Raw genomic sequence first — 25375 nt, forward strand, 5'->3', positions numbered from 1 at the left:
CTGGTTGTCCGTTACCGAGCGTGAGTCACGGCGTTGAAGTGCGTGAAGGCCGCACATCGTGCGGCTGCGCCTCACACGTCCAAGGAGAAAACTTGATGTCGCGTATCGCGAAGGCAACCGCTGTTCTCGTCGGCACAGGCGCCATGCTGGCCGGTGGCGCCGGTGTGGCCGCCGCCGACGCCGATGCCAAGGCGGCCGCTGTCGGCTCGCCCGGTGTCCTGTCCGGCAATGTGATCCAGGTGCCACTGCACATCCCGCTCAACGTCTGCGGCAACACCGTCGACCTGGTCGGAATCCTCAACCCGGCGTTCGGCAACCACTGCGCCAATGTCTCGGCCAAGAAGAAGCACCACGAAGAGAAGAAGCACCACGAGGGCATGCGCCACGAAGAGAAGAAGCACCACGAAGGCATGCACCACGAAGACAACAAGCACCACGGTGGTGAGCACCACGAGGGCCACGGTGGTTACGGCGGCTGACCACCGTCTGACACGGCGCGGCCCCCGAGACCGCGCCTAGGCCAGTGAGAGACGGCCTCCCGCGCCTCCGCGCGGGGGGCCGTCGCACTTTCCCGGCGGCGACCGGTGGCGAGGACGGCGAGCACACCGGGCCGCGTCAGGGCTCGGGCCGCGAAGCCCGGGCTTCAGGGCGCGTAACGGTACAGACGGCTGTGGTCCATCAGTTCGGACGGCCTGACGTCCCACGGCGGCATGGGCTCGTTCAGGCTGATGACCCGGCCGTGCTGCGGATCGTCCGGGCGCAGCCTGTTCTTCGGCTGGTACACCGCCTTCGGGTGCTTGCGCCGCCAGCGGTCCCAGAGCAGATCGACGAACGAGTGGTGGAGCCAGAAGACGGGATCGTTGGGTGAGGAGGCGCCCAGCATGTGCCCGCCGACCCAGCGGTGGACCCGGTTGTGGTTGCGCCAGCGCTCGGCCCCGGAGGACAGCCAGCCCTCCAGCCTGTTGCGGAACCCCGAGGTGACGGTGGAGTTCCAGGGCGCCCTGTCGTACACCGGCTCGTTCATCGCCCAGGCCAGTTCGTCCCTGGTGGGCAGGGCGATCGGCGCGGACGGCCGGCCGAAGTTCCGGGTGAGGTACTCACGGTCCGTCACCCCGCTGCTGATCCTCCATTGTCCGGACTCGTAGGCGAAGGGCCCGGTCATGACCTGCTGGTCATCGCCCCTGCCGTTGCCACCGAGGAAGTCGTCGGACCAGAGCGCGGCGGCGGGGCTGTTGTCGGTCGTCCAGTCCCAGTACGGGACGGTCACCGCAGGATCGACCCGCTGGAGGGCACGCTCGAACTCCAGCAGAAAGCGGCGGTGCCAGGGGAAGAAGGACGGGGTCATATGGGCGGCGCGGAGTCCGTCCTCGCCGTCGGTGACGTAGAACTCGATATGCATCCGTACGAAGTCGTCGTACTCCCCCGTCCGCTTCAGCTCCAGTACCGCGCCGACGAATCTCCGTCTCTCCTCGCCGGTCAGATTCCGCGAGTTCTTTCTGGTGTACACCGTGAAGGCCCTCCCGGGGGTCAGAGATGGTGGGTCGGTCCGCCGAACGAGAGCTGGGCGCCCGCCAGCTCGTCGACCGCCGCACGGGCCGCCGCGAGCGGGGTCGGGAACGAGTCGTAGTGGTTGACGATGCTCATATAGCTGCCGTCCGCGCGCCGCATGAGCTGGAGGGGCCGGCCGTCGATACGGACCTCGGGCGCCGTGGAGCCGGACGACCGCGCGCCGTGCGCGTCGGACGCGCCGGAGGCCGTCGCCGTGGCGCCGATACGGATATGCCGTCCGCGGTAGATCTCGTCGACCGTGCCGGCGGCCGCTCCCTCGGATGCCCGGCCCGCCCTGACGACCGGCGCGAGCACCGCCGAGGTGCCCGCGACCATGCCGAGCGTGAACATGGCGCGCAGCAGCCGGCGCCGGCCTGTCGGGGCGCGGCCGGGCCCCGGGGCTTCTTCCGTACGGCCGGGCTCCGGCTCGGGACGCCGTACCCGCACGGGTCTGGGCTCGACCTGGATTCCACTCGGCATCGAAGGACCTCCGCTTGTCGCGTTCGGGACGGTGTGTCCGGGGCGATCGCCCGCCCGGCACAACGACGCGATGGACAAACAGTTATCCCGGTTACGGCGGGTGCAGGCAGGCGGACGCACGCAGGCGGGTGCACGTACAAGGGCCGGTACGGCGACCCGGAGGTCTCCGTACCGGCCCTCGCGTCCGGCGGCAGAAAATCAGCAGCTCAGGTTGGAACCGGGGGTGGTTCCGAGGATCTGCACGAAGCGCTGATAGTTGTTGATCCGGCTCTGTACCTGGCCGGGGTTGCCGCCATTGCATTCGAGGCTGCCGTTGATGCTCCGGATGGTCTCTCCGAAGCCCCGGCCGTTGACCATGGCGTTGTGCGGGGTCATGGTGCCCGGACCGGTCTGGGTGTTCCAGTACCAGAGGCCGGTCTTCCAGGCGACGGCCGACTCACGCTCGACGCGCCACGGGTCGGCCAGCAGGTTGATGCCGAGCGCGTCGCCCGCGGCCTTGTAGTTGAAGTTCCAGCTCAGCTGGATCGGACCGCGACCGTAGTACGCCGCCTGCCCCGCCGGGCAGCCGTACGACTGGCTGGGGTCGCAGTAGTGCGGGTAGTTCGCGGTGTTCTGCTCGACGATATGGACCAGGCCGCCGGTCTCGTGGCTGACATTGGCGAGGAAGGCGGCGGCCTCCTGGCGCTTGACCGTGTCGCTTCCGGTGTTGGCGAAGCCCGGGTAGGCGCTGAGCGCGGCGGTCAGACCGCTGTACGTGTAGAAGGGATTCCGGCTCGGGAACATCTGGTTGAACTGGGACTCGCTGACCACGAAGCCACCGGCCGGCGGCGGGTCGGTCGGCGGGGTGCCACTGCAGGTGTACGGCTCCCAGTACCAGGTGCTGATGACCGGGTCGTAGCCCGGGTTGTCGTGCTCGGCGATGTAGAACTTGCCGTCGGTGTACTTGACGATGTTTCCGGTGACATACGCCCGGCCCGCGACCCAGGCCGGGTAGTCACACGCACCGGAGCCGCCGCCGGGGCTGGAGCCGTCACAGCCTCCCTGGTCGGCCCAGACGTCGGTGGTGCCGGGGGTCTCCCCCTGGGTCCACCACTTCGCCGACCAGTTGTGACCGTTGTACGAAGCGGTGTTGCCGCCGGTGTACACGGCGGACGCGCTCCATCCCGCCGCGCAGGTGGCGGCGGAGGCGGTGGACGCGGGCAGGAAGACCGCGAGGGCGATGGCCGAGACCATCGCCGCGAACAGGGCAAGGACGCGCTGTCTCAAACGACTCACTCCTTCGCGCGGGCAGCCGGGGGTCCGGCCGCTCGCCATGGGGGGTGAGGGAACCAAACCGGAATCACGTGAACCTGTCAAGGTCTAGACCAAGTGGCGGAGCCGACGGCCTGTCACATCCGGCCGATCCGGCCATGCGAGGACCGCGGGCCAGCCCGGCCCGTGTCAGCCCGGCACCTCAACCAGGTCCAGACCGGTCAGTCCGGCGAGCGCCCGCAGGTCGGGCAGCAGCCGACCGGTGGCGAGCGCCCAGTGGTGGCCGACACCGCTGGCGCTCCAGTCGTCGGTCCACTCACCGGGGTCACGGCCGAAGTCGACCCGGGAGGTGGTGTTGCCGATCTCCAGATGCGGCCCGGGGACGACCTCGCCCTCGGCCGCCACCAGCCGGTACCGGCCGTCGCGGCTCTGTCCCACCCCGACCAGGGTGACCGGGCCGTGCCGTACGTCGAACTCGACCGAGACGCCCCAGCCGCGCTTGCCGTGGTAGACGCCGAGCCCGCGCAGCAGGGGCTTGCGCGCGCTGATGGCGAGATGTCCGGGACCGTCATGGCCCATCTCGACCACCCCCGCGGTGAAGTCCAGCGCCTGGAGTTCGGTGAACGAGCCGCCCGCGCCGAGGCGGTCCGCGATCAGCATGGCGAGCGAGGTGCGCAGCTCGTACTCCCCGCAGGCCGGAATGCCACGGGCGGTCAGCAGCGAGGAGCCGAGGATCATGCCCGCGCCGAGCCGTTCGTGGATCTCGGCGTCGAGCCCCCGGTGGTAGTACGCGAGCGAGTCCAGGTCGAAGTCGGCGACGAGCCGGTCCAGTCCGGCGGAGACCCGCGCGGCCCAGCGAAGGTCGTCCTCGGCCACGGAGTCGGCGAGTGTGAAGACCTCCCGGGTCTCGTCGAGTTTCGCGGTGAGTTCACCGTCCTCGACCTGCTCGACCCGGACCCGCAGATCGTCGAATTCGAGGACCTCGACGTGGCCGCCGAGACTCGCCGGGACCATGGTGAGGTCGGTGGAGACGTCGTACATGCCGGGGTAGAGATGCCCCATCAGTCCGTGCCGGCCGTTGCGCAGGACGGAGCGGACCCCGGCGGCGCGGATCCAGCGGCCGATACGCGCCCAGGCGCGCTCGTCCTCCAGATGCCCGGAGACGGAGCGGAAGGGGACACCGACGCGTTCGAAGGCGTTGGCCATCTCCGGCAGCGGGCAGGCACCGCAGTACGCCAGCCACTGGCCGGTGTCGAAGGAGGCATGGTCCATGGCCGGGGTGGGCTGGAGGTTGATCAGCAGGACCGGCGCGCCCGCGCGCTGCGCCACCGGGACGAGCATCGTGGCCGTCATATAGGTGGTGAGGAAGCCGACGATCAGATCGCAGTCGGCGGCGCGCAGCTTCTCGGCGGCCTCCGCGCCCTCCTGCGCATCGGAGATGAACCCCACGTCGACGACGTCGGCGTCGAACTCCCGCATGCGTTCGGTGACCCGGGCGGCGGATCGCCTGAGCTGCGGAAGCAGTCCGGGGAACTGCGGCCAGTAGGCGCCGAGGCCGCCTGCGACCAGCCCGATCCTGGGCGTGCGGACGACGGCTGGGGTACGGACGGTCATGGCGGCTCCGTAGCGGTGCGGGGGCCTCCGGCCGGCTGCCGGGGCCCGGGTCAGAAGTCGAACTTGTCGATGTTGTTCTTGTCGAAGACGGTCGGCTCGCCGAGGATGACCTCGCCGTCCTTGCCGATGGTGTATTCGCCGAGCCTGCCCGCCTTGAGCTTCTCGCCCTCGGCGCCGGTGATCTGCCCGGACGCCAGGGCGGCGGCGGCGTACGACCCGAGATAGCCCAGTTCCTCGGGGTTCCAGAGCGAGAACTGCTCGACGGTGCCGTCCTTGACGTACGTGCGCATCTGGTTCGGTGTGCCGAGGCCGTTGAGGACGACCTTGCCCTTGTACGAGGAGTCGCTGAGGTAGCGGGCGGCGGCCGCGATCCCGACGGTGGTGGGCGAGATGATGCCCTTGAGGTCGGGGTACGCCTGGAGCAGGCCCTGGGTCTGCTGGAACGACTTCTGGTCCGCGTCGTCGCCGTACGCGACCTTGACCAGCTCCATGTTCCGGTACTTGGGAAGCGTCAGCTCGTCCTTCATGAACTCGATCCAGGTGTTCTGGTTCGTGGCGTTCTGGGTGGCCGAGAGTATGGCGAACTTGCCGCGGTAGCCGAGCTGTTCGCCGAGGTGCTGGACGAGGCTGCGGCCGATCTCCTCGGAGCTGGCCTGGTTGATGAAGAGCTGGCGGCAGTCCTTGGCGGTGTCGGAGTCGTACGCGACGACCTTGATGTCCTTCTTCATGGCCTGCTTGAGCGGGCCGCACACCGCGTTCGGATCGTTGGCCGCGATCAGGATGGCGTCCTGGCGCTGCTGGATGAGGGTGTTGATGTACGAGACCTGCGAGGAGGCGCTGGCGTCGGAGGGGCCGACCTCCTTTCCGGTGCCGCCGTACTCGGCCGCGGCGGCGATCCCGGCCTCGTCGACGATCTTCTCGTACGGGTTGTTGATCTGCTTGGGCAGGAAGGCGAGTTTGAGCCCCTTCTTCAGGGGCGCGTCCGGGTCGGCCTCGGCAGAGGTGGCCGCCTTTCCGGTGTCGTTCCCCGCGCTGTTCTTGGTGGTGCCGGAGCAGGCGGTCAGTACGACGGCGAAGGTGCAGGCGAGAGCGGCGGTGGCCGCCGCGCGGCGCCGGGCGGCGGTACGGATGGTCATGGCGGGCGGGACCTTTCGGGCGCAGGGGCGGAACTCGGGGCTCGGGGGGGCTGAGGGCGGGCTCAGGGCTCGGTCGGGACACCGGCCGCGCGCCGGTGGCGTCGTTCTGCCAGGGCCGTGACGATCCGTGGGGTGAGGACGGAAGCGACGAGCAGCAGCCCGGTCACGATGACCTGGACCTCGTTCGGCACATCGTTCAGCGTGAGCAGGTTCTTGAGGACCCCGATCAGCAGCACACCGGCGACCGCGCCGAAGAGCGTGCCCTTGCCGCCGTCGAAGTCGACCCCGCCGAGCAGGACGGCGGCGATGACGAGCATCTCGAAGCCGAGGCCGTTGTCGGCGCGGGCGCTGCCGTACCGGAGGGTGAAGACGATCCCGGCGAAGGCCGAGAACACGCCGGCGAGCACGAAGAGGATCAGCTTGAACCGTCTGACCCTGATCCCGGCGAAGCGGGCGGCCTCCTCCTGCGCGCCGATGGCGAACAGGGACCGTCCGAAGGCGGTGGAGTGCAGCAGTACGGCCGTGGCGGCGGCCAGGACCAGGAACAGGACGACGGGATAGGTCAGAAAGGTGCCGGGGACGGTCGTGGTGTCCACGGCCCAGTCGGCGTACACCTGGGGGAAGTCGGTGACGGCGTCGCTGCCCAGGACGACGGAGGCGAGGCCGCGGTAGAGGGCGAGGGTGCCGATGGTGACGGCGAGCGAGGGCAGCCCGACACGGGTGACCAGCCAGCCGTTGAGAAGGCCGCCCGCGACTCCGGCCAGCAGCACCACGGGCACGATCAGTTCGAAGGCCCAGCCCGCGTTCCACAGCGCCCCGGTGAGCGCGCTGCCGAGGCCCAGCATGGAGGCCACGGAGAGATCGACCTGACCGGCGACCACCAGCAGGGTCATGGGCAGGGCGATCAGGGCGACTTCGGCGATGTCGTTGAAGGCGAAGGCGAGATTCCCGCCGGAGGCGAAGCCGTCGGTGGTGAAGAGGCCGACGACGAAGACCGCTACGAGCAGCGCGCCGACCGCGGTGTCCCAGCGCGGCCCGACGGCCCTGATGAACGCTCCGGCACTCGCCGCGCGCCGGGGCTCGGGCGATTTCGCGGATGGCCGGGGCGCGGGCGCCCCCGTCCCCGTGGTGGTCTCCGTCTCAGGCGCCGTTCCCATGGCGGGCGCTCCTCTTCCTCAGTGCGGCGGTCATACGCAGGGACACGACCCGGTCGGCACCGATCGCCGCGAGAAGCAGCGCGCCGGTGATGGCGCCCTGCCAGAACGCGTCGACCTTCAGGGCGACCAGCGCGCTGCCGATGGTGGTGAGCAGCAGCGCGCCGAGCGCCGCGCCCCACACCGTCCCCGTACCGCCGGTGATGGCGACACCGCCGACGACCACGGCGCTGACGACGGTGAGTTCCCAGCCGTGGGCGTTGTCGGCGACGACGGTGCCGAAGCGGGCGAGCCAGAGGGCGCCGGCGAATCCGGCGACCGCGCCGGAGAAGGCGTACGCGCCGAGGATCCTGCGGCGGATCGGTACGCCGGCCAGCCGCGCGGCCTCGGGGCTGGAGCCGATCGCGTACAGCTCGCGCCCCGAGCGGTAGGCGCGCAGGTAGTACGAGGTGACGGCGACCAGCGCCAGGGATATGAGCGGGAGGTACGGAACGCCGAGGACGCTGCCGCTGCCCAGGTCGAGGACCGGGCGCGGGATGTCGTTGGCGCTGATCTGCTCGCCCTGCGCCCACCAGTAGTCGAGGCCCTGGATGATGTAGAGCATCCCGAGGGTGACCACGAGGGCCGGGATCCGGCCGAAGCTGACAAGGGCGCCGCTGACCAGACCGCATCCCGTACCGAGGGCGGTGCCCAGCAGCATCACGGTGAGCACGCCGTGGTCGGTTCCCGCCACGAAGGTGCCGCAGGCGAAGGCGGAAAGCCCGACGACGGAGCCGACGGAGAGGTCGATATTGCGGGTGACGACGACCACGGACTGGCCGACGGCGAGCAGGACCAGGATGGAGGCGTTGAGGAGGAGGTCCTTGATGCCCTGGTCGTCGAGGAAGCGCGGGTTGGCGAGCCAGGTGCCGAGGACGAGCAGCGCCAGCGCTCCGGCGATGCTGATCTCCCGGGCCCGGAACACGGTGTCGGCGAGCGAGCGGGCCGAGCGCCGCTCGTCCCGGCCCGTTCCGGCGGGCTTGTCCAGCAGGGTGGTCATGCCGCCGCCCTCTCGGCGCGTCCGGTCGCGGCGGCCATCACCGTCTCCTCGGTGGCCTCGGCGCGCGGGATCTCCGCGGCGAGCCGGCCTTCGTGCATGACGAGCACCCGGTCGGCCATGCCCAGGACCTCGGGCAGGTCGGAGGAGATCATCAGGACGGCGAGCCCTTCGGCGGCCAGGGAGGAGAGCAGCCGGTGCACCTCCGCCTTGGTGCCGACGTCGATGCCCCGGGTGGGTTCGTCGACGATCAGTACGGCCGGTTCCGTGGCCAGCCATTTGGCGAGGACGACCTTCTGCTGGTTGCCGCCGGAGAGCACGCCGACGGGGTCGCCGAGCCGGTTGAAGGTGAGGCGGAGGCGTACGGCCCAGTCGGCGGCCCTGCGGTGCTCCAGGGCCCGCCGTACCAGCCCCGCCCTGCCGAGCCGGCCCAGACCGGTCAGTCCGATATTGCGCTCGATGGACATCTCCATGACCAGTCCGCGCAGCCGCCGGTCCTCGGGCACCAGCGCGAGCCCGGCGTCCATGGCGGCGGTCGGTGAACCGGCGGGCAGGGCCCGGCCGTTGACCCGTACCTCGCCCGCGTCGGCCCGGTCGACTCCGAAGACGGCCTGCGCCACCTCGCTGCGGCCCGCGCCGACGAGCCCGGCGAGGGCGACGATCTCGCCCCGCCGTACCTCGAAGGAGATGTCCCGGAACACGCCCTCGCGAGTCAGCCTGCGCACCGACAGGGCGGTCTCCCCCAGCGCCGCCCGCTGCTTGGGGTACAGCTCGCCGAGATCGCGGCCGACCATGCCGCGGACCAGGTCGTCCTCGGTGAGTCCGGCCAGGAGCCCGGAGGAGATCAGGCGGCCGTCGCGCAGGGTGGTGACCCGCCGGCACAGATCGAATATCTCCGTGAGCCGGTGGGAGATGAAGAGAACGGCGGCGCCCTCGGCCAGCAGGCTCCTGACGACGGAGAAGAGCCGGGCGGTCTCGCTGCCGGTCAGCGCGGCGGTGGGCTCGTCCATGATGAGGACGCGCGCGTCGAAGGAGAGCGCCTTGGCGATCTCGACGATCTGCTGGTCCGCGATGGAGAGCCCGCGCGCCGGCCGGTCCGGGTCGAGCGCCACACCGAGCCGCCGCAGCAGGGCCGCGGTGGTCTCCCGTACCGCCCGGTGGTCGATACGGCCCAGGGAGCGGCGGGGCTGACGGCCCATGAAGATGTTCTCCGCGATCGACAGATCGGGGAAGAGCGTCGGTTCCTGGTAGATGACGGCGATACCGGCGTCCCGGGCATCGGCCGGGCCGTGGAAGACGACCGGTCTGCCGTCGAGGAGTACCTCGCCGCTGTCGGGCCTGTGCACCCCGGCGAGGGTCTTGATGAGGGTGGACTTGCCCGCGCCGTTCTCCCCGGCGAGCGCGTGCGCCTCGCCGGGGAACAGACGCAGGGAGACGTCCCGCAAGGCCCGTACGGCGCCGAAGGACTTGCTCACGTCCTTCAGGGCCAGGACCGGGGCGGGGCCCGGGGCGGGCTGGTTCATCGGGGGCTCCTCGGCGGCGGCGGGCCGGCGCCCGGTGCCGTGAAAGGTTTCGCATCGTGAAAGGTTTCAACGAGGGTTCCCCGGAAGCTAAACGGCCTTCGCGGGCGGCGTCAATGGCCCGTGCTCGACATTTCCGGGTGAATTCCGTGGGGCACGGTCCGAACAGAAGGAGGGGCCGCACGCAGGGTTGACACCTCTCGACGACTCCCATAACTTCACCGCGATGAAACGATTCACACGGAATCGCGGCACCGACCCCGGCTCGCCCCGCGAGTCCGCACCACGGGAGCGCTGAGATATGACGGATCGATCCGCCGAGTCCGCGGTGAAGGCGGCGCTCGGATCACAGGCCGTCGAGACACCGTCCTGGGCGTTCGGGAACTCCGGCACCCGGTTCAAGGTGTTCGCCCAGCCCGGCGTGCCGCGTACCCCGCGGGAGAAGCTCGCGGACGCCGCGCGGGTGCACGCGCACACGGGCGTGGCACCCACGGTGGCGCTGCACATCCCCTGGGACCGCGTGGACGACTACGGCGCGCTCGCCGCCCACGCCGGGGAGCTGGGGCTGCGCATCGGAGCCGTCAACTCGAATGTCTTCCAGGACGACGACTACAAGCTGGGCTCCGTCACGCACCCGGAGCCGGCCGTGCGCCGCAAGGCGCTGGACCATCTCCTGGAGTGCGTGGACATCATGGACGCCACCGGGTCGCGCGATCTGAAGCTGTGGTTCTCCGACGGCATCAACTACCCGGGCCAGGACGACATCTCGGCGCGCCAGGGACGGCTCGCGGAGGCCCTGGCGGCGGTGTACGAGCGGCTCGGCGACGACCAGCGGATGCTGCTGGAGTACAAGCTGTTCGAACCGGCCTTCTACGCCACGGACGTTCCTGACTGGGGCACGGCGTACGCGCACTGTCTGAAGCTGGGGCCGAAGGCGCGGGTGGTCGTGGACACCGGGCACCACGCGCCGGGCACCAATATCGAGTTCATCGTGGCGGTGCTGCTGCGCGAGGGGAAGCTCGGCGGATTCGACTTCAACTCCCGTTTCTACGCGGACGACGATCTGATGGCCGGGGCCGCGGACCCCTTCCAGCTCTTCCGGATCATGTACGAGGTGATCAGGGGCGGCGGGTTCACGGCGGACACGGCGTTCATGCTCGACCAGTGCCACAACATCGAGGAGAAGATCCCCGCGATCATCCGCTCGGTGATGAATGTCCAGGAGGCCACGGCCAAGGCGCTGCTGGTGGACGCGGAGGCACTGGACGCGGCCCAGCGGGGCGGCGATGTGCTGGCGGCGAACGCGGTGCTGATGGACGCGTTCAACACCGATGTGCGGCCTCTGGTCGCGGAGGTACGGACCGGACTCGACGCGGACGCCGACCCGGTGGCCGCGTACCACGCCTCCGGCTACGGCAAGCGGATCGCCGCCGAGCGGGTCGGCGGCACCCCGGCCGGCTGGGGCGCCTGAGACTCATCCCGTGACCACCCGCACCAGATCCGTTCGCACAGAGGGACATGATGACCGACCAGCCTCATCTCCATCCGGTGGCGGCCGAGTTGCTCGACCGTTCGCACCGGCTCGGTGCCGATCCGCGCACCACCAACTACGCCGGGGGCAACACCTCCGCGAAGGGATCCGCCACCGATCCCGTGACCGGCGACGATGTCGAGCTGATGTGGGTCAAGGGATCCGGCGGCGATCTGGGCACCCTCACCGCCGACGGACTCGCCGTGCTGCGCGTCGACCGGCTGCGCGCGCTGACCGGCGTCTACCCGGGCGTGGCGCGCGAGGACGAGATGGTGGCCGCCTTCGACTACTGCCTGCACGGCAAGGGCGGGGCGGCCCCCTCCATCGACACGGCGATGCACGGCCTGGTCGACTCCCCCCATGTGGACCATCTCCACCCCGACTCGGGGATCGCCCTGGCCTGCGCGGCCGACGGGGAGAAACTGACGGCCGAGTGCTTCGGCGACACGGTGGTGTGGGTGCCCTGGCGCCGGCCCGGTTTCCAGCTCGGGCTGGACATCGCGGCGGTCAAGGAGGCGAATCCGCAGGCGATCGGCTGTGTGCTCGGCGGCCATGGCATCACCGCCTGGGGCGCCACCTCGCAGGAGTGCGAGAGCAACTCGCTGCGGATCATCCGTACCGCCGAGGCGTTCCTGGCCGAGCGTGGCAGGCCGGAGCCCTTCGGTCCGGTTCTGCCGGGGTACGAGCCGCTGCCCGAGCGCGAGCGGCGGGCGAAGGCGGCCGCGCTGGCCCCGCTGATCCGCGGGCTGGTCTCCACCGACCGCCGTCAGGTCGGCCACTACACGGCCACGGAACCGGTCCTGGACTTCCTCTCCCGTACGGAACATCCGCGGCTCGCGGCCCTCGGCACCTCCTGCCCCGACCACTTCCTGCGCACCAAGGTCCGTCCCCTGGTGCTCGATCTGCCCACGGGGGCGTCGCTGGAGCGGATGCGGGAGCGGCTGGGCGAGCTGCACTCCGCGTACCGCGAGGAGTACCGGGCGTACTACGAGCGGCACGCGCTGCCCGGTTCGCCGCCGATGCGCGGGGCGGATCCGGCGATCGTGCTGGTGCCCGGGGTCGGCATGTTCTCCTTCGGCAAGGACAAGCAGACCGCGCGGGTCGCCGGTGAGTTCTATGTGAACGCCGTCAATGTGATGCGGGGCGCCGAGGCGGTCTCCTCGTACACGCCGATCGAGGAGTCCGAGAAGTTCCGTATCGAGTACTGGGAGCTGGAGGAGGCCAAGCTGCGCCGGATGCCCGCTCCGAAGCCGCTGGCGACGCGGGTCGCGCTGGTGACGGGGGCGGGCTCGGGCATCGGCAGGGCGATCGCCCGGCGGCTGGCCGCCGAGGGCGCGTGTGTGGTGGTCGCCGATCTCAACGGCGAGAGCGCGGTGAAGGTCGCGGAGGAACTGGGCGGCGCAGACCGGGCCGTGGCGGTCACCGTCGATGTGACGGACGAGGAGCAGATCGGGGCGGCCTTCGACGCGGCCGTCCTCGCCTTCGGCGGGGTGGACCTCATCGTCAACAACGCCGGTATCTCGATCTCCAAGCCGCTGCTGGAGACCACCGCGCGGGACTGGGACCTCCAGCACTCCATCATGGCCCGCGGCTCGTTCCTGGTCTCGCGGGAGGCGGTCCGGGTGATGACCGATCAGGGATTCGGCGGCGACATCGTCTATGTCGCCTCCAAGAACGCGGTGTTCGCGGGTCCCAACAACATCGCGTACTCCGCCGCCAAGGCCGACCAGGCGCATCAGGTCCGGCTCCTCGCGGCCGAGCTGGGTGGGCTGTCGATCCGCGTCAACGGGGTCAACCCCGATGGGGTGGTGCGGGGTTCGGGGATCTTCGCGGGCGGCTGGGGGGCGCTGCGGGCGGCGGTGTACGGGGTGGAGGAGGCGAAGCTCGGCGAGTTCTACGCCCAGCGCACCCTGCTCAAGCGGGAGGTGCTGCCCGAGCATGTGGCGAACGCGGTGTTCGCGCTGGCGGGGGGCGATCTGAGCCACACGACGGGGCTGCATGTGCCCGTGGACGCGGGGGTGGCGGCGGCGTTCCTGCGCTGAGTGTCCGTGCGGCGGGCGTCGCGGCCCGCTGTTGCGGCCGTCCGCTCCGTCGGCCGTCGACCTGTCTACCTGTCTGTCTGCCGAGTCACCGATCCACGAGGTCCTTCGTGTCCCCCACCGCACCGCTCCCCTTCGCCGCCGTCGATCTCGGCGCGTCCAGTGGCCGGGTCATGGTCGGCCATGTCTCCGGCGGTGGCGGTGGCGGCGGTGGGGGTACGGGCACACTGCGCCTCCAGGAGGTGCACCGGTTCCCCAACCGCCCGGTGCGGACCGGCGGCACACTGCACTGGGACATCCTGTCGCTGTACGGAGGGGTGCTGGACGGGCTGCGGGCCGCGGGTACGGCGGCGGGTCGGGCGCCGGCGAGCGTCGGTATCGACACCTGGGCGGTCGACTACGGACTGCTCGACGCGGACGGGGCGCTGCTCGGGAACCCGGTGCACTACCGCGATACGCGCACCGAGGGCCGGGCGGCGGCCGTGGAGGCGGTGCTGCCGCCGTCCGGGCTGTACGCGGCGACGGGCATCCAGTACCTCCCGTTCAACACCGTCTACCAGCTCCTGGCGGCGCGGGACAGCGCGGTGTTCGGGGCGGCGCGGCGGCTGCTGCTGATCCCGGATCTCCTCACGTACTGGCTCACCGGCGAGGCGGGCACCGAACTCACCAACGCCTCCACCACCCAGCTCATCGACCCCCGCACCCGGGGCTGGTCGCGGTATGTCGCCGACGCGCTGGGGATCGATCTCACCCTCTTCGCGCCGCTGCACGGACCGGGCGATCCCGCGGGCGAGCTGCTCCCCGATGTACTGGCCGAAACCGGTCTGGCGGGGCCTGTCCCGGTGACGGCGGTCGGTTCGCACGACACGGCGTCCGCCGTCGTGGCGGTCCCGGCTTCGGGCGACCGGTTCGCGTATGTGGCGACCGGCACCTGGTCCCTGGCCGGGCTGGAACTGGACGCGCCCGTTCTCACGGAGGAGAGCAGACGCGCCAACTTCACCAATGAACTGGGCGTCGACGGCACGGTCCGCTATCTGCGCAACATCATGGGGCTCTGGCTGCTCCAGGAGTGCCTGCGGAGCTGGGAGGCGGCCGGCACACCGCAGCCGCTGGACCGGTTGCTGCGCGAGGCCGCCGGGGTGCCGGGGCTGCGGTCGTACGTCGACGCCGACGACCCGGTGTTCCTCGCGCCCGGGGACATGCCGCGGCGGATCGCGGACGCCTGCCGGCGCCTGGGTGTACGGGCACCGGAGGGGCGGGCCGAGATCACCCGCTGTGTGCTGGACTCGCTGGCGCTCGCGCACCGGCGGGCGGTCGAGGACGCCCAGCGCCTTTCGGGACGGGCCGTGGACATCGTGCATGTCGTCGGCGGCGGAGCGCGCAACGCGCTTCTGTGCGCGCTGACCGCGGACGCCTGCGGGCTGCCCGTCCTGGCGGGGCCGGCGGAGGCCGCGGCGCTCGGAAACGTACTCGTCCAGGCGCGCGCGGCGGGTGCCGTCGAGGGTGGGCTCCCCGAACTGCGCGCCCTGGTCCGCGCCACGCTGGAGCCGCGCCGGTACGAGCCGCGCGGTGAGCGGGGAGCCTGGGACCGGGCCGCGGCGCGGATCGCGGGGCATACCCCACATATGATGGTCACACCGGTCAGAGGTCCCAAGGTGAAGTGATCAGGACGGACGGGCAGGACGAGTGGCGCAGACGGTCGGCATCAAGGACGTGGCCCGGCTGGCCGGGGTCTCGGTCGGGACCGTCTCGAATGTCCTGAACCGGCCGGAGAAGGTGTCGGAGCAGACCCTCGTCCGGGTGCGCGCGGTGATCGACCAGCTCGGTTTCGTACGGAGCGAGACGGCCCGCCAGCTCAGGGTCGGCACCAGCCGCATTCTGGCCATCCTCGTGCTCGACATGGCGAATCCGTTCTTCGTCGCGGTCGCCAAGGGCGCCGAGCGCGCGGCACGTGAGGCCGGGCTCGGGGTGATGCTCTGCAACAGCGCGGGCAGCGCGGCCGAGGAGGCGGAGTATCTGGCGCTCTTCGCCGAACAGCGGGTACGCGGTGTGCTGCTCACCCCGGCCGACGCGTCCGGGCGCAATGTGCGGGAGTTCGCGCGCCAGGGCATTCCGTACGTCCATGTCGACCGGGCCGTGCCCGCCGCCGAGGGGTGCTCCGTGTCGGTGGACGATGTGGCGGGCGGCGCGCTCGCGGTCCGGCATCTGCTGGCGGCGGGGCACCGCTCGGTGACCTATATCAGCGGCCCGATGTCCCTTCCCCAGTGCCGGGACCGCCGTACCGGCGCGCTGGCCGCGCTGCGTGAGGCGGGTCTGCCCGAACAGGCGCTGCGGCAGGTCGAGTCGGCTCGGCTGGATGTCGCCTCCGGCATTGACGCGGGGGCCCGGCTGCTGGGTCTCGCGGAGCGTCCCACCGCGGTGTTCTGCGCCAATGACCTGCTGGCGCTGGGGGTACTGCAGGCCATGTACGGGGCCGGGGTGGACGTGCCCGGCGATGTGTCGATCGTCGGCTACGACGACATCGAGTTCGCCGCGGCGGCCGTCGTACCGCTCACCTCCGTACGGCAGCCGGCCGACGCGATGGGGCGCGCGGCGGCGGAGATGCTGATGGAGGAGACAGGCCCGGGCGGCGAGCACCACACGCACCGCTCGGTCGTGCTCCAGCCGGAGCTGGTGGTACGGAGTTCAACGCGCCGCCTGAGGCGGCCGGTTCACTGATCCGTCCACCGACGTGTTCACCGGCCCGACGACGGGCCGGGGCCGCGAGCGTCCGGGGTTTCAGGGTCCTCCGGGGGCTGTGAAGATTCCCCCATCCGTGTGACCCGCCGGGCCCTAGGGAGCGGCGTAGCAGCGGACCTTGACGGTCTGTTCCGGACTCCAGCGCTGGTCGACCACGGCCAGCAGGCTCCAGCCGAGGCGCTCGTAGAGCGCGGCCGCGGCGGAGTCGGAGGCCACGACGTCCAGGACCGGGTGCAGTCCGCGTTCGCGGGCGGCCCGGGCCGCCTGGGACATCAGAAGGGCACCGATCCCATGGCCGCGCGCCCCCGGGGAGACGAACAGGCGGCTGAGCACACCGGTGTCGGCGACGGCCGTTCCCGCGCGGCTGCTCCACAGCGCCGGGGCCACATCGCCCGCACCGGCCGGGGAGAGCGCGAGATGGCCGACGATCCGTCCGTCCAGTTCGGCGACCCAGGCCGCGAGCTGGGTGGGCCGCGCGAGCCAGTCGGCGGGGCACTGCGGCCAGTTCACCGGGTAGCCGTCAACTTCGTGCACCTCGGCGAGCACCTCAAGGCAATCGCCGAGATCCCCCTCGTCGCGACGCCGGACATCGCACATGGGGATGTCATCGGCCATCGGCATGGTCTGTCGATTCACCGAACCATGCAACCACAACCGGCCATGGGGTCCTTGCCACGCCGGGAGCGATCACGCACCCGGGCCAGGCCGTCGGGACGGGCAACGGGATGGCCGGACTGTGACGGGACTACGTCCGCATTTGCTGTCAATAGCCGGTGCTTGAGATGCGGTTGATTCAAGAGAGGGTCAACAATGCGCCAAGACCGGCCAAGGGACGAGTGTGTCCTGGATAGTCTCCGGCCGTGATATCGACCAGACATACGAATAGGCCCCACACGCCCGACGGCACACCTCGCCGTACGCTGCTGCGCGCGGCCCTGGCCGGCGGCGCCGCCACCGCCGGCGTGGCCCTCACCGCACCCTCCGCCGGCGCGGCAAGCAAGAGGCCCCAGCCCCGCCCCCGCCCGGCCACCCCGGACGAGGCCCTCCGCGAACTCAACGAGGGCAACCGGCGCTGGCGCACCTTCCGGGAGCAGCACCCGCACGAGACGGAGACCTTCCGTCAGGCGCTCGTCTCGGGTCAGCACCCCTTCGCCCTCGTCCTCGGCTGCATCGACTCCCGGGTGCCCCCGGAGCTGGTCTTCGACCAGGGCTTGGGCGATCTGATGACCGTGCGCTCGGCCGGCGAGGTCCTCGACGAGGCCGTCCTCGGCAGCATCGCCTACGGCGTGCTGGAGCTGGAGATCCCGCTGGTCCTCGTGCTCGGGCACCAGTCCTGCGGCGCCGTGGCCGCGGCCGTCGCCGCCGAGACCAGCGGCGAGGAACTCCCCGCCCACATACAGTACTTGGCCGACCAGATCCGCCCCGCGATCGACCACGCCCAGCAGGGCGACGCCCGAGTGGACGCGACCGTCACCGCCAATGTCGCCCGCGTCCACGGCCTGCTGGCCGCGGAGCCCGACCTCGCGGCCAAGGTGGCCGAGGGCAAGCTGGCCATCGTCGGCGCCCGCTACGAACTCACCACTCAGCTCGTCCACCGGGTCGTCTGACGCCGTTTCTCTGTGAGCCGCCCCTGACCGGGGCCGGACAGCGCCCCGGTCAGGGAACGAATACACCCCTCCCCCTTGATGTGGTCGTGACACCTGTGTCATATATGTCTAGACCATTGCCCCCCGGGTGGAGGACACGGCCATGCGAAGGTTCATCAGTCTTGCCGCGCTCACGTCCGCCGTCGTCCTCACCGCGGCCGCCTGCGGCTCGAACGACGAGGAGCAGAAGGCGCCTTCACCACCGGCCGGGGTCACCGCCCAGGCGGGCAGCGCCACTTCGGTCCATGTGATGTGGAACCAGCCCTCGGAGAAGTCCGGGATCACCGGCTACGAGGTGTACCGGGGCAAGAGCAAGGTCAAGGACGTCCCGGCCGGCACGACCATGATCGATGTCACCGGGCTGAAGCCGTCGACCTCGTACACCTTCTCCGTCCGGGCCAGGACCGACGACGGCACGTTCTCGCCCCGCAGCGGCGAGATACCCGTCACCACGCCCGCCGCGGTCGCGGAGGACAAGGTGGCCCCGGCGCAGCCCCAGAAGCTGGCGGGCAGGAGCGACGGCGCACGGGCGGCCCGGCTGAGCTGGGCCAAGGCCCCCGGCGACCAGGGCATCACCTCCTACGACATCTACCAGGGCGGCTCGAAGATCCACAGCGTGAGCGGCGACGCGACCTCGGCCCACATCACCCGGCTGCGGCCCGGGACCCACTACCGCTTCACGGTCGCCGCCCGCGACGCGGCCGACAACACGTCGCCCGCCAGCCGTGCCATCGAGATCACCACGCCGCGCGGCCCCGGCGACGACCCCGACACCGCCCCGATCGACTTCCGCGCGGCGACGCACTCCGCCGACGGCGGTCACTATGTCGATCTGTCCTGGTTCGCACCGAAGACCGGCACCGATGTCCCCTCGTACCAGATCTATGTCAACGGGGCGTTCGCGACGACCCTGATCTGGGGCGGCGAGCCTCCCAAGGGCCGGGCCACCTACAGCGTGTTCGTGAGCAAGAAGGCCGGCGAGACCTACCGGGTGAAGCTCCGCGCCAAGCTTCCCGACGGCAACTGGGGCAAGTTCTCCGAGGAGCGCTCCATCGTCACGGGTGCGACCCGGCGCTGACTCCTGGAGCGGCCGGTCCTGTCTCGTCGAGGTGCTCCTCCGGTCTGCGCAGCGTGTTCGTCAGCGCCTTGGGGCCGACGCCCCGAAGCCGGGTTTCGGCCTTCGCTCCCTTCTGATCCTCAGCCGGGTCAGCAGTCCCTTGCGGTCGTCCCGGCGCAGCGGGGGCCCGGATACCGGCACCATCTCCGGCACCAGCTCCGTCCGGTCATCGCCCGGATCGTCGTCATCGGTCAGGCCGTCAACCGGCGGGCCGGCGAGGCCAGGAGCGGGTTCGCCGGGGCGCGGGGCGGGGCGCGTACGCCGGGCCTCCTCCAGAAGCACGTCCAGGCTGCCTCGGTGCCATTGGATCTCGTCCGGATGATCGGCCAGCAGCAGACGCCGTACCGTCGCCTGCGCCGCCTCGGACTCCGGGTGGCCGGGGGCCAGCTCGGGCCGCAGCCGGTTCAGACAAGCCCGTTCGTACGGGTCACGCACCAGCTCGGCCAGATGCGCCGGGTCGAGCACGGAGCCGACGACGGCCGCGCGCTCCCAGGGATCCTCGCTCTGGTGCAGCAGCTGGCCGATGCGTCTGCCCCGCCAGTTGCGGGGACGCCGATCCTCGTCCGCGTCCGAGCCGAGGCGTAGCTGTCGTGGCAGCCGGCCGGTGAGCAGGGCCGGTTCCTTGTCCGCGAACTTCTTGAGTTCATCGGCCAGATAGAGCCAGACGACGGCGCGATAGCGATTCAGATAGAACGTCACCGGGGCGACGCACCCCACGCGCGCCAGCCGGGTGAAGCGGCCAGGGCTGACGGAGATCAGCTCCGCGCCCTCCGCCGTACCCACGGTCCGCACCAGCTCGCGCAGCGCGTCCGGGAACCCTTCCGCCGCCCGCAGGCGGTCGATCTCCTGCCGGGTGACCTGCCGCCGTCCCGCGGCCGGTCCGGCGATGGTGCGGATATGGCCCAACTGCGCGGCCAGCTCGAACTCTCCGCGTCTCAGCTCCAGCTCCCGCGCGGCCCGCACGACCCCGACCGTACGCGCCCGTTTCCCCGCGGCACTGACACCAGCGACGGCATCGGTACCGGCGCCGACACCGGCCCCTGCCGCTCCGCCATCCGGATTCCGGCCCTGCTCCTGATCCCGGATCCACTGCTCGTTCCGGAAATCGCTGTGGGCGTCGTTGACAGACATGGTGGTCCTCCCCCGTGAGTCGTAACTACTCTCGGTGACGACCGTAGCGCGCCGGCGGTATTTCTCGCGCGGCCTGTGGACAACTCAGCAGGCCCAGCGAAAGGCCCAGTTCAGAGGCCGCTCAGACTGGTCTCGCCCGGATGCCTGATCGCGACTCCGAGGTGTTCGCCGACCCGGTTGACGAGCAGCGTCATCTCGTACGCGACCTGCCCGACATCGGCCTCGGCCGTGGTCAGGACACACAGACAGCTTCCGTCCCCCGCAGCGGTGACAAACAGCAGCGCCTCATCGAACTCGACCATGGTCTGCCGGGCCTGACCGGCCCTGAAGTGGCGACCGGACCCCCGGGCGAGGCTGTGCAGCCCCGACGAGACCGCCGCGAGATGCTCCGCGTCCTCGCGCACCAGTCCCGTACTCGCCCCGGTCACCAGACCGTCGTTGGACAGGACCAGCGCGTGCTGTATGTGCTCGACCCGCTCCGTCAGGTCGTCCAGCAGCCAGTCAAGTCCCTTTTCGAGTGGCATTGTCGTTCCTCCCCGTTCAGATGTTCCCCGTGGCCGGCAACGCCCCGTAGCCTTCCGCACCCGCCGCTCCCGGGCAAGCGTTCCCCGGGCCCCCGGCACCCGGCGCACACCCGGGGCGTCGTATCGCGCGGGGCGCGTACCCGACGGAAAATTGCGGACATGGCGACTCACATGAACAAGGACGAGTGGCGGGCCTTTGTCTCCAAAGGGACACGCACCGGAAAACTGTCCACCGTACGGGCCGACGGAAGCCCTCATATCGCGTCCATCTGGTTTCTGCTGGACGGGGACGATCTTGTTTTCAACACCGGCCGGGAGACCGTGAAAGGACGCAATCTGCTGCGTGAGGGCAGGGCAGCGCTGTGTGTGGACGACGAACGCCCGCCGTTCGCCTTCGTGGTGATCCAGGGCCGGGCCGAAATCGACGAGGATCCGGGGCAGTTGCGCGCATGGGCGACGCGCATCGCGGCACGCTATATGGGCGAGGAGCGCGCGGAGGAGTACGGGGAGCGCAACGGTGTGCCGGGTGAGCTGCTGGTGCGCCTGAGGCCCGACAAGGTCTCGGCCTACGAGTCCGTGGCGGAGTGAAAGGGCAATCCGCACAGACCGAAAGGACCGAGACGCCGAAGGACCGAAGGACCAAAAGGAATGGGTCCCGGCTCCGCCTGGAACGGAGTCAGGACCCGAATCCCTTCACCTCGCCGACTTGGTCGATCTGTCAATCTGTCGATCTGTCGGCTTGATGGCTGCCGGCCTTACCGGCCCGACATGCTCAGCCCCTCCACCGGGCCCGAGAGCGCGGCCTTGAAGTGACGGCTGGCCTCATCCACGAGGACCTCGCTCTCGCCCTTCTCCAGCGCGGTCAGCACCTCGCGCGCCACGGTCCTGGGATCGGCCTTGGGCACATCCAGCCCCCGGATCATGTCGGTGTCGGTGTAACCGAGATGCACGCCCAGCACCTGAGTGCCCTGAGGGCGCAGTTCCAGCCGGAGCGTGTTGGTGAGCGACCAGAAGGCCGCCTTCGTAGCGCCATAGGCGCCGCTGCCGGCCGCCCAGGACAGTGCCGAGTGGATATCGACCAGCGCGCCGCCGCCCTGGGCCGCCAGGACCGGCGCGAAGGTCTGGGCGATCCGCAGCGCGCCGAGGACATTGGTCTCGAAGAGGGCCCTGGCCTGGTCCAGATCGGCCGTGAGGAGTGGGGCCATGTCCCCGATCCCCGCGTTGTTGAAGACGATCGAGACATCGCCCGCGGCGCGGGCCAGCTCGGCGACCGAGTCGGCGTCGGTCACCTCAAGCGGCAGCGGAACGACCCTGGGGTCGGGATCGGCGACGGGCGTACGGGCCGTGGCGTACACCTTGACGGCCCCCGCCTCCAGCAGTTCCTGTACGAAAGCGCGGCCCAGTCCGCGCTGTCCACCGGTGACCAGGACGGTTGCTCCACTGACGGCGGTCATGGCTTCTCCTCGGGGTGACGACTCACTGCGTTACGGATGCGCACACCGCGCGCATCAAACGGGCCTGCGACAGGAGCGTTATCGATTAGCTTCTGTCGCCGACCACAGTGCTCGCCTTCCGCGACATAGTCAAGTACGATTTGCCTATGTCTTGGGAAGCCAGTGGGCGGTATCGCATACGACAGGCTCCCGATGGGCTCGCACTGGTGCAGGATCTGATCAACACGCGCGCGATCAGGCATTACGCGCCTGATCTGCTGGCCGGCCGCGAGTCCGCCGAGGAGTGGCTGACCGGCGCCGCCGGGGCCTGGGCCCGTATCCATGGGCTCGACGCCCCGGACTGCTCGCTGTCGGAGGCGGATCCGGGCGCGCTGCGCGGCCTCAGGGCGGTCTTCCAGGAACTGATCGCCGGCGCAGGAGGCGATACGGGAGGCGGTACGGGAAGCGACACCTCCGGCTCGGGCAAGGCGAGCACGGCCGGTCAAGGCGCCGCCGTACGGCTCGCTCCCGACGCCGAAGGCCGGGTACGGATGGTCCCCGTCGGCCGGGGACGCCAGTGGCTGGAGTCGGCGCTCTGGTCGGAGACCCTGCTCGCCCAGCGGGCGGGGATCTGGCCACGGCTCAAGTTGTGCCGTAACACCGAGTGCGCCTCGGCCTTCTACGACACCTCGCGCAACAACAGCGGTGTCTGGCACGACGCCAAGGTCTGCGGCAACGCCGTCAACCTCCGCGCCTCGCGGGAGCGCAAGCGGCTGCGCGAGAGCGGCGTCTCCTGATCGACAACAGCGGCCGTCTGACAGACAACAGCGGCCGCCGTCCCTGAGTGGGCAGCGCCCCCGGCCCGCTCAGGAAGCCCCCGCCAGCCTCGCCGCCCGTATCGTCAGATAGTGCCGCTCCGGAAGGCTGGTCGTACGGTTCGCCGCCTCCCGGTAGTTCTCCATCGCCCCCTGCCGGTCACCCGCCATCTCCAGCAGATGCGCACGGACCACGGCCAACCGGTGATTCCCCTTCAGCCGCCCGTCCGCGTCGAGGGACTCGACGATGTCGAGCCCGGCCTTCGCGCCGCGCACCATGGCCACCGCCACCGCCCGGTTGAGCGAGACCACCGGATTGGGGCCGAGCTGCTCCAGCACTCCGTACAGGGCGAGGATCTGCGGCCAGTCCGTGTCCTCGGCCGTCTCCGCCTCGTCGTGCACGGCGGCGATCGCCGCCTGGACCTGATACGGGCCGAGCGGCCCCTTGGGCAGGGTGGCCGTGATCAGCGCCGTGCCTTCCTCCATGGCCTCTGTGTCCCAGAGCCGCCGGTCCTGTTCCTCCAGCGGGATCAGCTCACCGGCCGGGCCCGTGCGTGCCGCGCTCCTGGCGTCGGTGAGCAGCATCAGTGCGAGCAGGCCCGCGACCTCGCTGTCGTCCGGGAGCATGCCGTACGCCGCCCTGGTCAGCCGGATCGCCTCCCGGGACAGCTCGACCCGCTGCAGATCGGGCCCCTCGCCGGCGGCATACCCCTCGTTGAAGATCAGATAGAGGACATGCAGCACGGCGTCGAGCCGCCCCGCGCGGTCCTTCTCGTCCGGCATCACGAACGGGATCCCCGACGCCTTGATCCGCTGCTTGGCCCGGCTGATCCGCTGTCCCATGGTCGCCTCGGGCACCATGAAGGCGCGGGCGATCTCGGCCGTCGTCAGACCGCCCACACAGCGCAGCGTCAGCGCGATCGCCGCCGTGGCGGACAGCGCGGGATGGCAGCACAGGAAGAGCAGGATCAGTGAGTCGTCCCGGGCGGCGGGGTCGTCGCTGTCGGCGGGCGGCGCCGTCCGCCGGTCGGCGGGCTCACGGGCGGCCACCAGATCCTCCCGGCGTCGGCGCGCCTGCTCGCCCCGTACCTGCTCGGTCATACGGCGGCTCGCGACCTGGATCAGCCAGCCGCGCGGATTGCCGGGCACGCCCTCGGCGGGCCACTGAACGGCCGCGGCCAGCAGTGCTTCCTGTACGGCGTCCTCGGCGGTGCCGAAGTCCCCGAACCTGCGGGTGAGCACGCCGACGACCTGCGGCGCCAGGGTGCGCAGCAGGTCCTCGACGGGCTTGCCCACGGGATCGGCTCCCGGACGGGCCGGGCGACCGGCGCCCCGGCCGGCGGGGGCGTTCGGATCAGTCAGTGCTCACAACTCCTCCGGCGGTCCCGCCATCACCTGGCGGACCTCGATCGGCATGTTCAGGGGCCTGCCACCGGGCCCGGGGGCCGCCGACACATGCGCGGCCAGCTCGACCGCGCGCTCCGCGCTGTCGCAGTCCACGATCCAGAACCCGGCCAGGAACTCCTTGGTCTCGGGGTAGGGACCCTCGGTGACAATGGGCGTCCCGCCGCTGCCCGCCCGTACGACCCTGGCCTGCTCGGCGCCCGCGAGGCCCTCCGCCGTCACCAGCTCGCCCGCCTTCGAGAGCTTGTCGTTGGTGTCGTGCATGAAGGCGATATGGGCCCGGATCTCCTCGGGCGACCACTCCGTGATCGGCGGGAAGTCCACGGTCTTCTCGCTGAACTGCATGAGCAGCATGTACTTCATGACCTTCTCCTCACTGTCGCGCCCCTGCGGGCGCTCTCACGGACAGGTCGAAGCACGCACCGCGATTTCGACGTCCCCGACGAGGACACGCGAAGATTTCTCAGAAAAAGTTATCGGCAATCGGGGCGGCCCGCGCGTCGCGGCGGAAACCGGTACTGCGCGATCATGTTCCCATGCCTCACGATCACACGCGGGTACGGGAATTCTTCGGCGCCAGGGCGGCCGGCTGGGACGCACGGTTCCCGGACGACGGTCCCGCCTACGCCGCTGCCGTCGCGGATCTCGGGCTGCGCCCCGGTGACACCGTCCTGGACGCGGGCTGCGGGACGGGGCGTGCGCTGCCACCGCTGCGCGAGGCCGTGGGTCCGCGGGGCACGGTGCTGGGCGTGGATCTCACACCGGAGATGCTGGAACAGGCGGTACGGGCCGGCCGCCGGGCCAGCGGGACGCTGCTGCTCGCCGATGTGAGCCGGCTGCCGCTGCGCTCGCACGCGCTGGACGCGGTCTTCGGTGCGGGGCTGATCGCGCATCTTCCGCACCCCGGCGAGAATCTGCGCGAGCTGGCCAGGGTCGTCAGGCCCGGCGGCAAGCTCGCGCTGTTCCATCCGCTCGGCCGGGCGGCACTGGCCGCCCGGCAGGGGCGGCAGATCTCGGACGACGATCTGCGGGCCGAGCCGCGTCTGCGGCCGCTGCTGGCGGGGGCGGGCTGGCGGCTGGAGTCGTACACCGACGAGGAGTCCCGCTTTCTGGCCGTGGCGGTACGGCAGGACTGATCCGGGTCCCGTCCCCGTCCCGTCCCTGTCGGGGTCCCGTCCCTGTCGGGCGGTCTTCTGCCGGAGGCTTGGCGACCGTACGTTGGAGGGGCGGGCGCGGACGGCCGTACGGTGCGGCGCC

General features: G+C 70.7%; 23 protein-coding genes and 1 pseudogene. 10 read left to right on the top strand and 14 right to left on the bottom strand.

What is annotated here, in order from left to right; translation table 11 throughout:
• Window positions 1–95: 95 nt before the first annotated feature.
• Window positions 96–350: pseudogene (locus ACFU9P_RS01640) on the top strand (chaplin); the annotation flags it as partial.
• Window positions 351–643: 293 nt separating this feature from the next.
• On the opposite strand, the gene ACFU9P_RS01645 reads toward ACFU9P_RS01640, so the two are convergent.
• From ACFU9P_RS01645 to ACFU9P_RS01680, 8 genes are all read right to left on the bottom strand, one after another.
• Complete coding sequence (locus ACFU9P_RS01645) at window positions 644–1507, bottom strand: tyrosinase family protein (protein ID WP_376376492.1); 864 nt, start codon at window positions 1505–1507, stop codon at window positions 644–646.
• Window positions 1508–1527: 20 nt separating this feature from the next.
• Window positions 1528–2028 carry a tyrosinase family oxidase copper chaperone gene (locus ACFU9P_RS01650; RefSeq protein ID WP_376376494.1) on the bottom strand — a complete coding sequence of 167 codons (501 nt, stop codon included), beginning with the start codon at window positions 2026–2028 and terminating at the stop codon, window positions 1528–1530.
• A 198-nt stretch (window positions 2029–2226) separates the two neighbouring features.
• Window positions 2227–3294 carry a glycoside hydrolase family 19 protein gene (locus ACFU9P_RS01655; protein ID WP_376376496.1) on the bottom strand — a complete coding sequence of 356 codons (1068 nt, stop codon included), beginning with the start codon at window positions 3292–3294 and terminating at the stop codon, window positions 2227–2229.
• A gap of 174 nt (window positions 3295–3468) precedes the next feature.
• A complete protein-coding gene (locus tag ACFU9P_RS01660; protein ID WP_384077070.1) occupies window positions 3469–4893 on the bottom strand; it encodes an arabinose isomerase in 1425 nt (474 codons plus the stop codon).
• A gap of 50 nt (window positions 4894–4943) precedes the next feature.
• Entirely contained in the window at window positions 4944–6029 is a 1086-nt protein-coding gene (gene rhaS / locus ACFU9P_RS01665; RefSeq protein WP_384077072.1) for a rhamnose ABC transporter substrate-binding protein, read from the bottom strand.
• 62 nt (window positions 6030–6091) lie between these two features.
• Window positions 6092–7186, bottom strand: coding sequence for an ABC transporter permease (locus ACFU9P_RS01670; RefSeq protein WP_384077074.1), 1095 nt, complete (start codon window positions 7184–7186; stop codon window positions 6092–6094).
• Window positions 7170–8222, bottom strand: coding sequence for an ABC transporter permease (locus ACFU9P_RS01675; protein ID WP_384077076.1), 1053 nt, complete (start codon window positions 8220–8222; stop codon window positions 7170–7172). The genes ACFU9P_RS01670 and ACFU9P_RS01675 overlap by 17 nt, the downstream gene beginning before the upstream one ends.
• A complete protein-coding gene (locus ACFU9P_RS01680; protein ID WP_384077078.1) occupies window positions 8219–9742 on the bottom strand; it encodes a sugar ABC transporter ATP-binding protein in 1524 nt (507 codons plus the stop codon). Before ACFU9P_RS01680 ends, ACFU9P_RS01675 begins: the two co-directional genes overlap by 4 nt.
• A gap of 298 nt (window positions 9743–10040) precedes the next feature.
• Here ACFU9P_RS01680 and rhaI point away from each other — a divergent pair, with 298 nt between their 5' ends.
• The 4 genes from rhaI to ACFU9P_RS01700 all read left to right on the top strand — a co-directional run bounded on the left by rhaI (window position 10041) and on the right by ACFU9P_RS01700 (window position 16027).
• Window positions 10041–11210, top strand: a complete 1170-nt coding sequence (rhaI, locus tag ACFU9P_RS01685) for an L-rhamnose isomerase (protein WP_384077080.1) — start codon at window positions 10041–10043, stop codon at window positions 11208–11210.
• Window positions 11211–11260: 50 nt separating this feature from the next.
• The gene (locus ACFU9P_RS01690) at window positions 11261–13312 is read left to right on the top strand and encodes a bifunctional aldolase/short-chain dehydrogenase (protein ID WP_384077082.1); all 2052 of its coding nucleotides are present in this window, start codon (window positions 11261–11263) and stop codon (window positions 13310–13312) included.
• A gap of 170 nt (window positions 13313–13482) precedes the next feature.
• Window positions 13483–14973, top strand: a complete 1491-nt coding sequence (locus ACFU9P_RS01695; protein WP_384077894.1) for a rhamnulokinase family protein — start codon at window positions 13483–13485, stop codon at window positions 14971–14973.
• Window positions 14974–14995: 22 nt separating this feature from the next.
• The gene (locus ACFU9P_RS01700) at window positions 14996–16027 is read left to right on the top strand and encodes a LacI family DNA-binding transcriptional regulator (protein ID WP_376376512.1); all 1032 of its coding nucleotides are present in this window, start codon (window positions 14996–14998) and stop codon (window positions 16025–16027) included.
• A 114-nt stretch (window positions 16028–16141) separates the two neighbouring features.
• Here the strand turns inward: ACFU9P_RS01700 and ACFU9P_RS01705 are convergent, their stop codons facing one another.
• Window positions 16142–16663 (bottom strand): GNAT family N-acetyltransferase, encoded by a 522-nt coding sequence (locus tag ACFU9P_RS01705; RefSeq protein ID WP_384077895.1) that lies wholly within the window; start codon window positions 16661–16663, stop codon window positions 16142–16144.
• A 245-nt stretch (window positions 16664–16908) separates the two neighbouring features.
• Here ACFU9P_RS01705 and ACFU9P_RS01710 point away from each other — a divergent pair, with 245 nt between their 5' ends.
• Together ACFU9P_RS01710 and ACFU9P_RS01715 are read left to right on the top strand one after the other, a co-directional pair.
• Complete coding sequence (locus ACFU9P_RS01710) at window positions 16909–17655, top strand: carbonic anhydrase (protein WP_376376516.1); 747 nt, start codon at window positions 16909–16911, stop codon at window positions 17653–17655.
• Between the two features lie 142 nt (window positions 17656–17797).
• The gene (locus ACFU9P_RS01715) at window positions 17798–18772 is read left to right on the top strand and encodes a fibronectin type III domain-containing protein (protein ID WP_384077085.1); all 975 of its coding nucleotides are present in this window, start codon (window positions 17798–17800) and stop codon (window positions 18770–18772) included.
• A gap of 60 nt (window positions 18773–18832) precedes the next feature.
• Here the strand turns inward: ACFU9P_RS01715 and ACFU9P_RS01720 are convergent, their stop codons facing one another.
• Window positions 18833–19942 (bottom strand): DUF6397 family protein, encoded by a 1110-nt coding sequence (locus ACFU9P_RS01720; protein WP_384077087.1) that lies wholly within the window; start codon window positions 19940–19942, stop codon window positions 18833–18835.
• A gap of 110 nt (window positions 19943–20052) precedes the next feature.
• Window positions 20053–20466, bottom strand: a complete 414-nt coding sequence (locus tag ACFU9P_RS01725) for a roadblock/LC7 domain-containing protein (RefSeq protein ID WP_376376522.1) — start codon at window positions 20464–20466, stop codon at window positions 20053–20055.
• Window positions 20467–20625: 159 nt separating this feature from the next.
• On the opposite strand from ACFU9P_RS01725, the gene ACFU9P_RS01730 reads away from it, so the two are divergent.
• A complete protein-coding gene (locus ACFU9P_RS01730; protein ID WP_384077090.1) occupies window positions 20626–21054 on the top strand; it encodes a PPOX class F420-dependent oxidoreductase in 429 nt (142 codons plus the stop codon).
• 167 nt (window positions 21055–21221) lie between these two features.
• Here the strand turns inward: ACFU9P_RS01730 and ACFU9P_RS01735 are convergent, their stop codons facing one another.
• Window positions 21222–21920 carry an SDR family oxidoreductase gene (locus tag ACFU9P_RS01735; protein ID WP_384077092.1) on the bottom strand — a complete coding sequence of 233 codons (699 nt, stop codon included), beginning with the start codon at window positions 21918–21920 and terminating at the stop codon, window positions 21222–21224.
• A gap of 206 nt (window positions 21921–22126) precedes the next feature.
• Between ACFU9P_RS01735 and ACFU9P_RS01740 the strand changes: the two genes are divergently transcribed.
• Window positions 22127–22696, top strand: coding sequence for a CGNR zinc finger domain-containing protein (locus ACFU9P_RS01740; protein WP_376376528.1), 570 nt, complete (start codon window positions 22127–22129; stop codon window positions 22694–22696).
• Window positions 22697–22765: 69 nt separating this feature from the next.
• On the opposite strand, the gene ACFU9P_RS01745 is transcribed toward ACFU9P_RS01740, so the two are convergent.
• Together ACFU9P_RS01745 and ACFU9P_RS01750 are read right to left on the bottom strand one after the other, a co-directional pair.
• On the bottom strand, window positions 22766–24010 hold the full coding sequence (locus ACFU9P_RS01745; protein ID WP_376376530.1) for an RNA polymerase sigma factor: 1245 nt from the start codon (window positions 24008–24010) through the stop codon (window positions 22766–22768).
• Window positions 24011–24079: 69 nt separating this feature from the next.
• Entirely contained in the window at window positions 24080–24481 is a 402-nt protein-coding gene (locus ACFU9P_RS01750) for a YciI family protein (RefSeq protein ID WP_384077094.1), read from the bottom strand.
• 173 nt (window positions 24482–24654) lie between these two features.
• Here ACFU9P_RS01750 and ACFU9P_RS01755 point away from each other — a divergent pair, with 173 nt between their 5' ends.
• Entirely contained in the window at window positions 24655–25254 is a 600-nt protein-coding gene (locus ACFU9P_RS01755; RefSeq protein WP_384077096.1) for a class I SAM-dependent methyltransferase, read from the top strand.
• Window positions 25255–25375 lie beyond the last annotated feature (121 nt).

The organism is Streptomyces sp. NPDC057617 (assembly GCF_042800555.1).
Classification (GTDB): domain Bacteria; phylum Actinomycetota; class Actinomycetes; order Streptomycetales; family Streptomycetaceae; genus Streptomyces.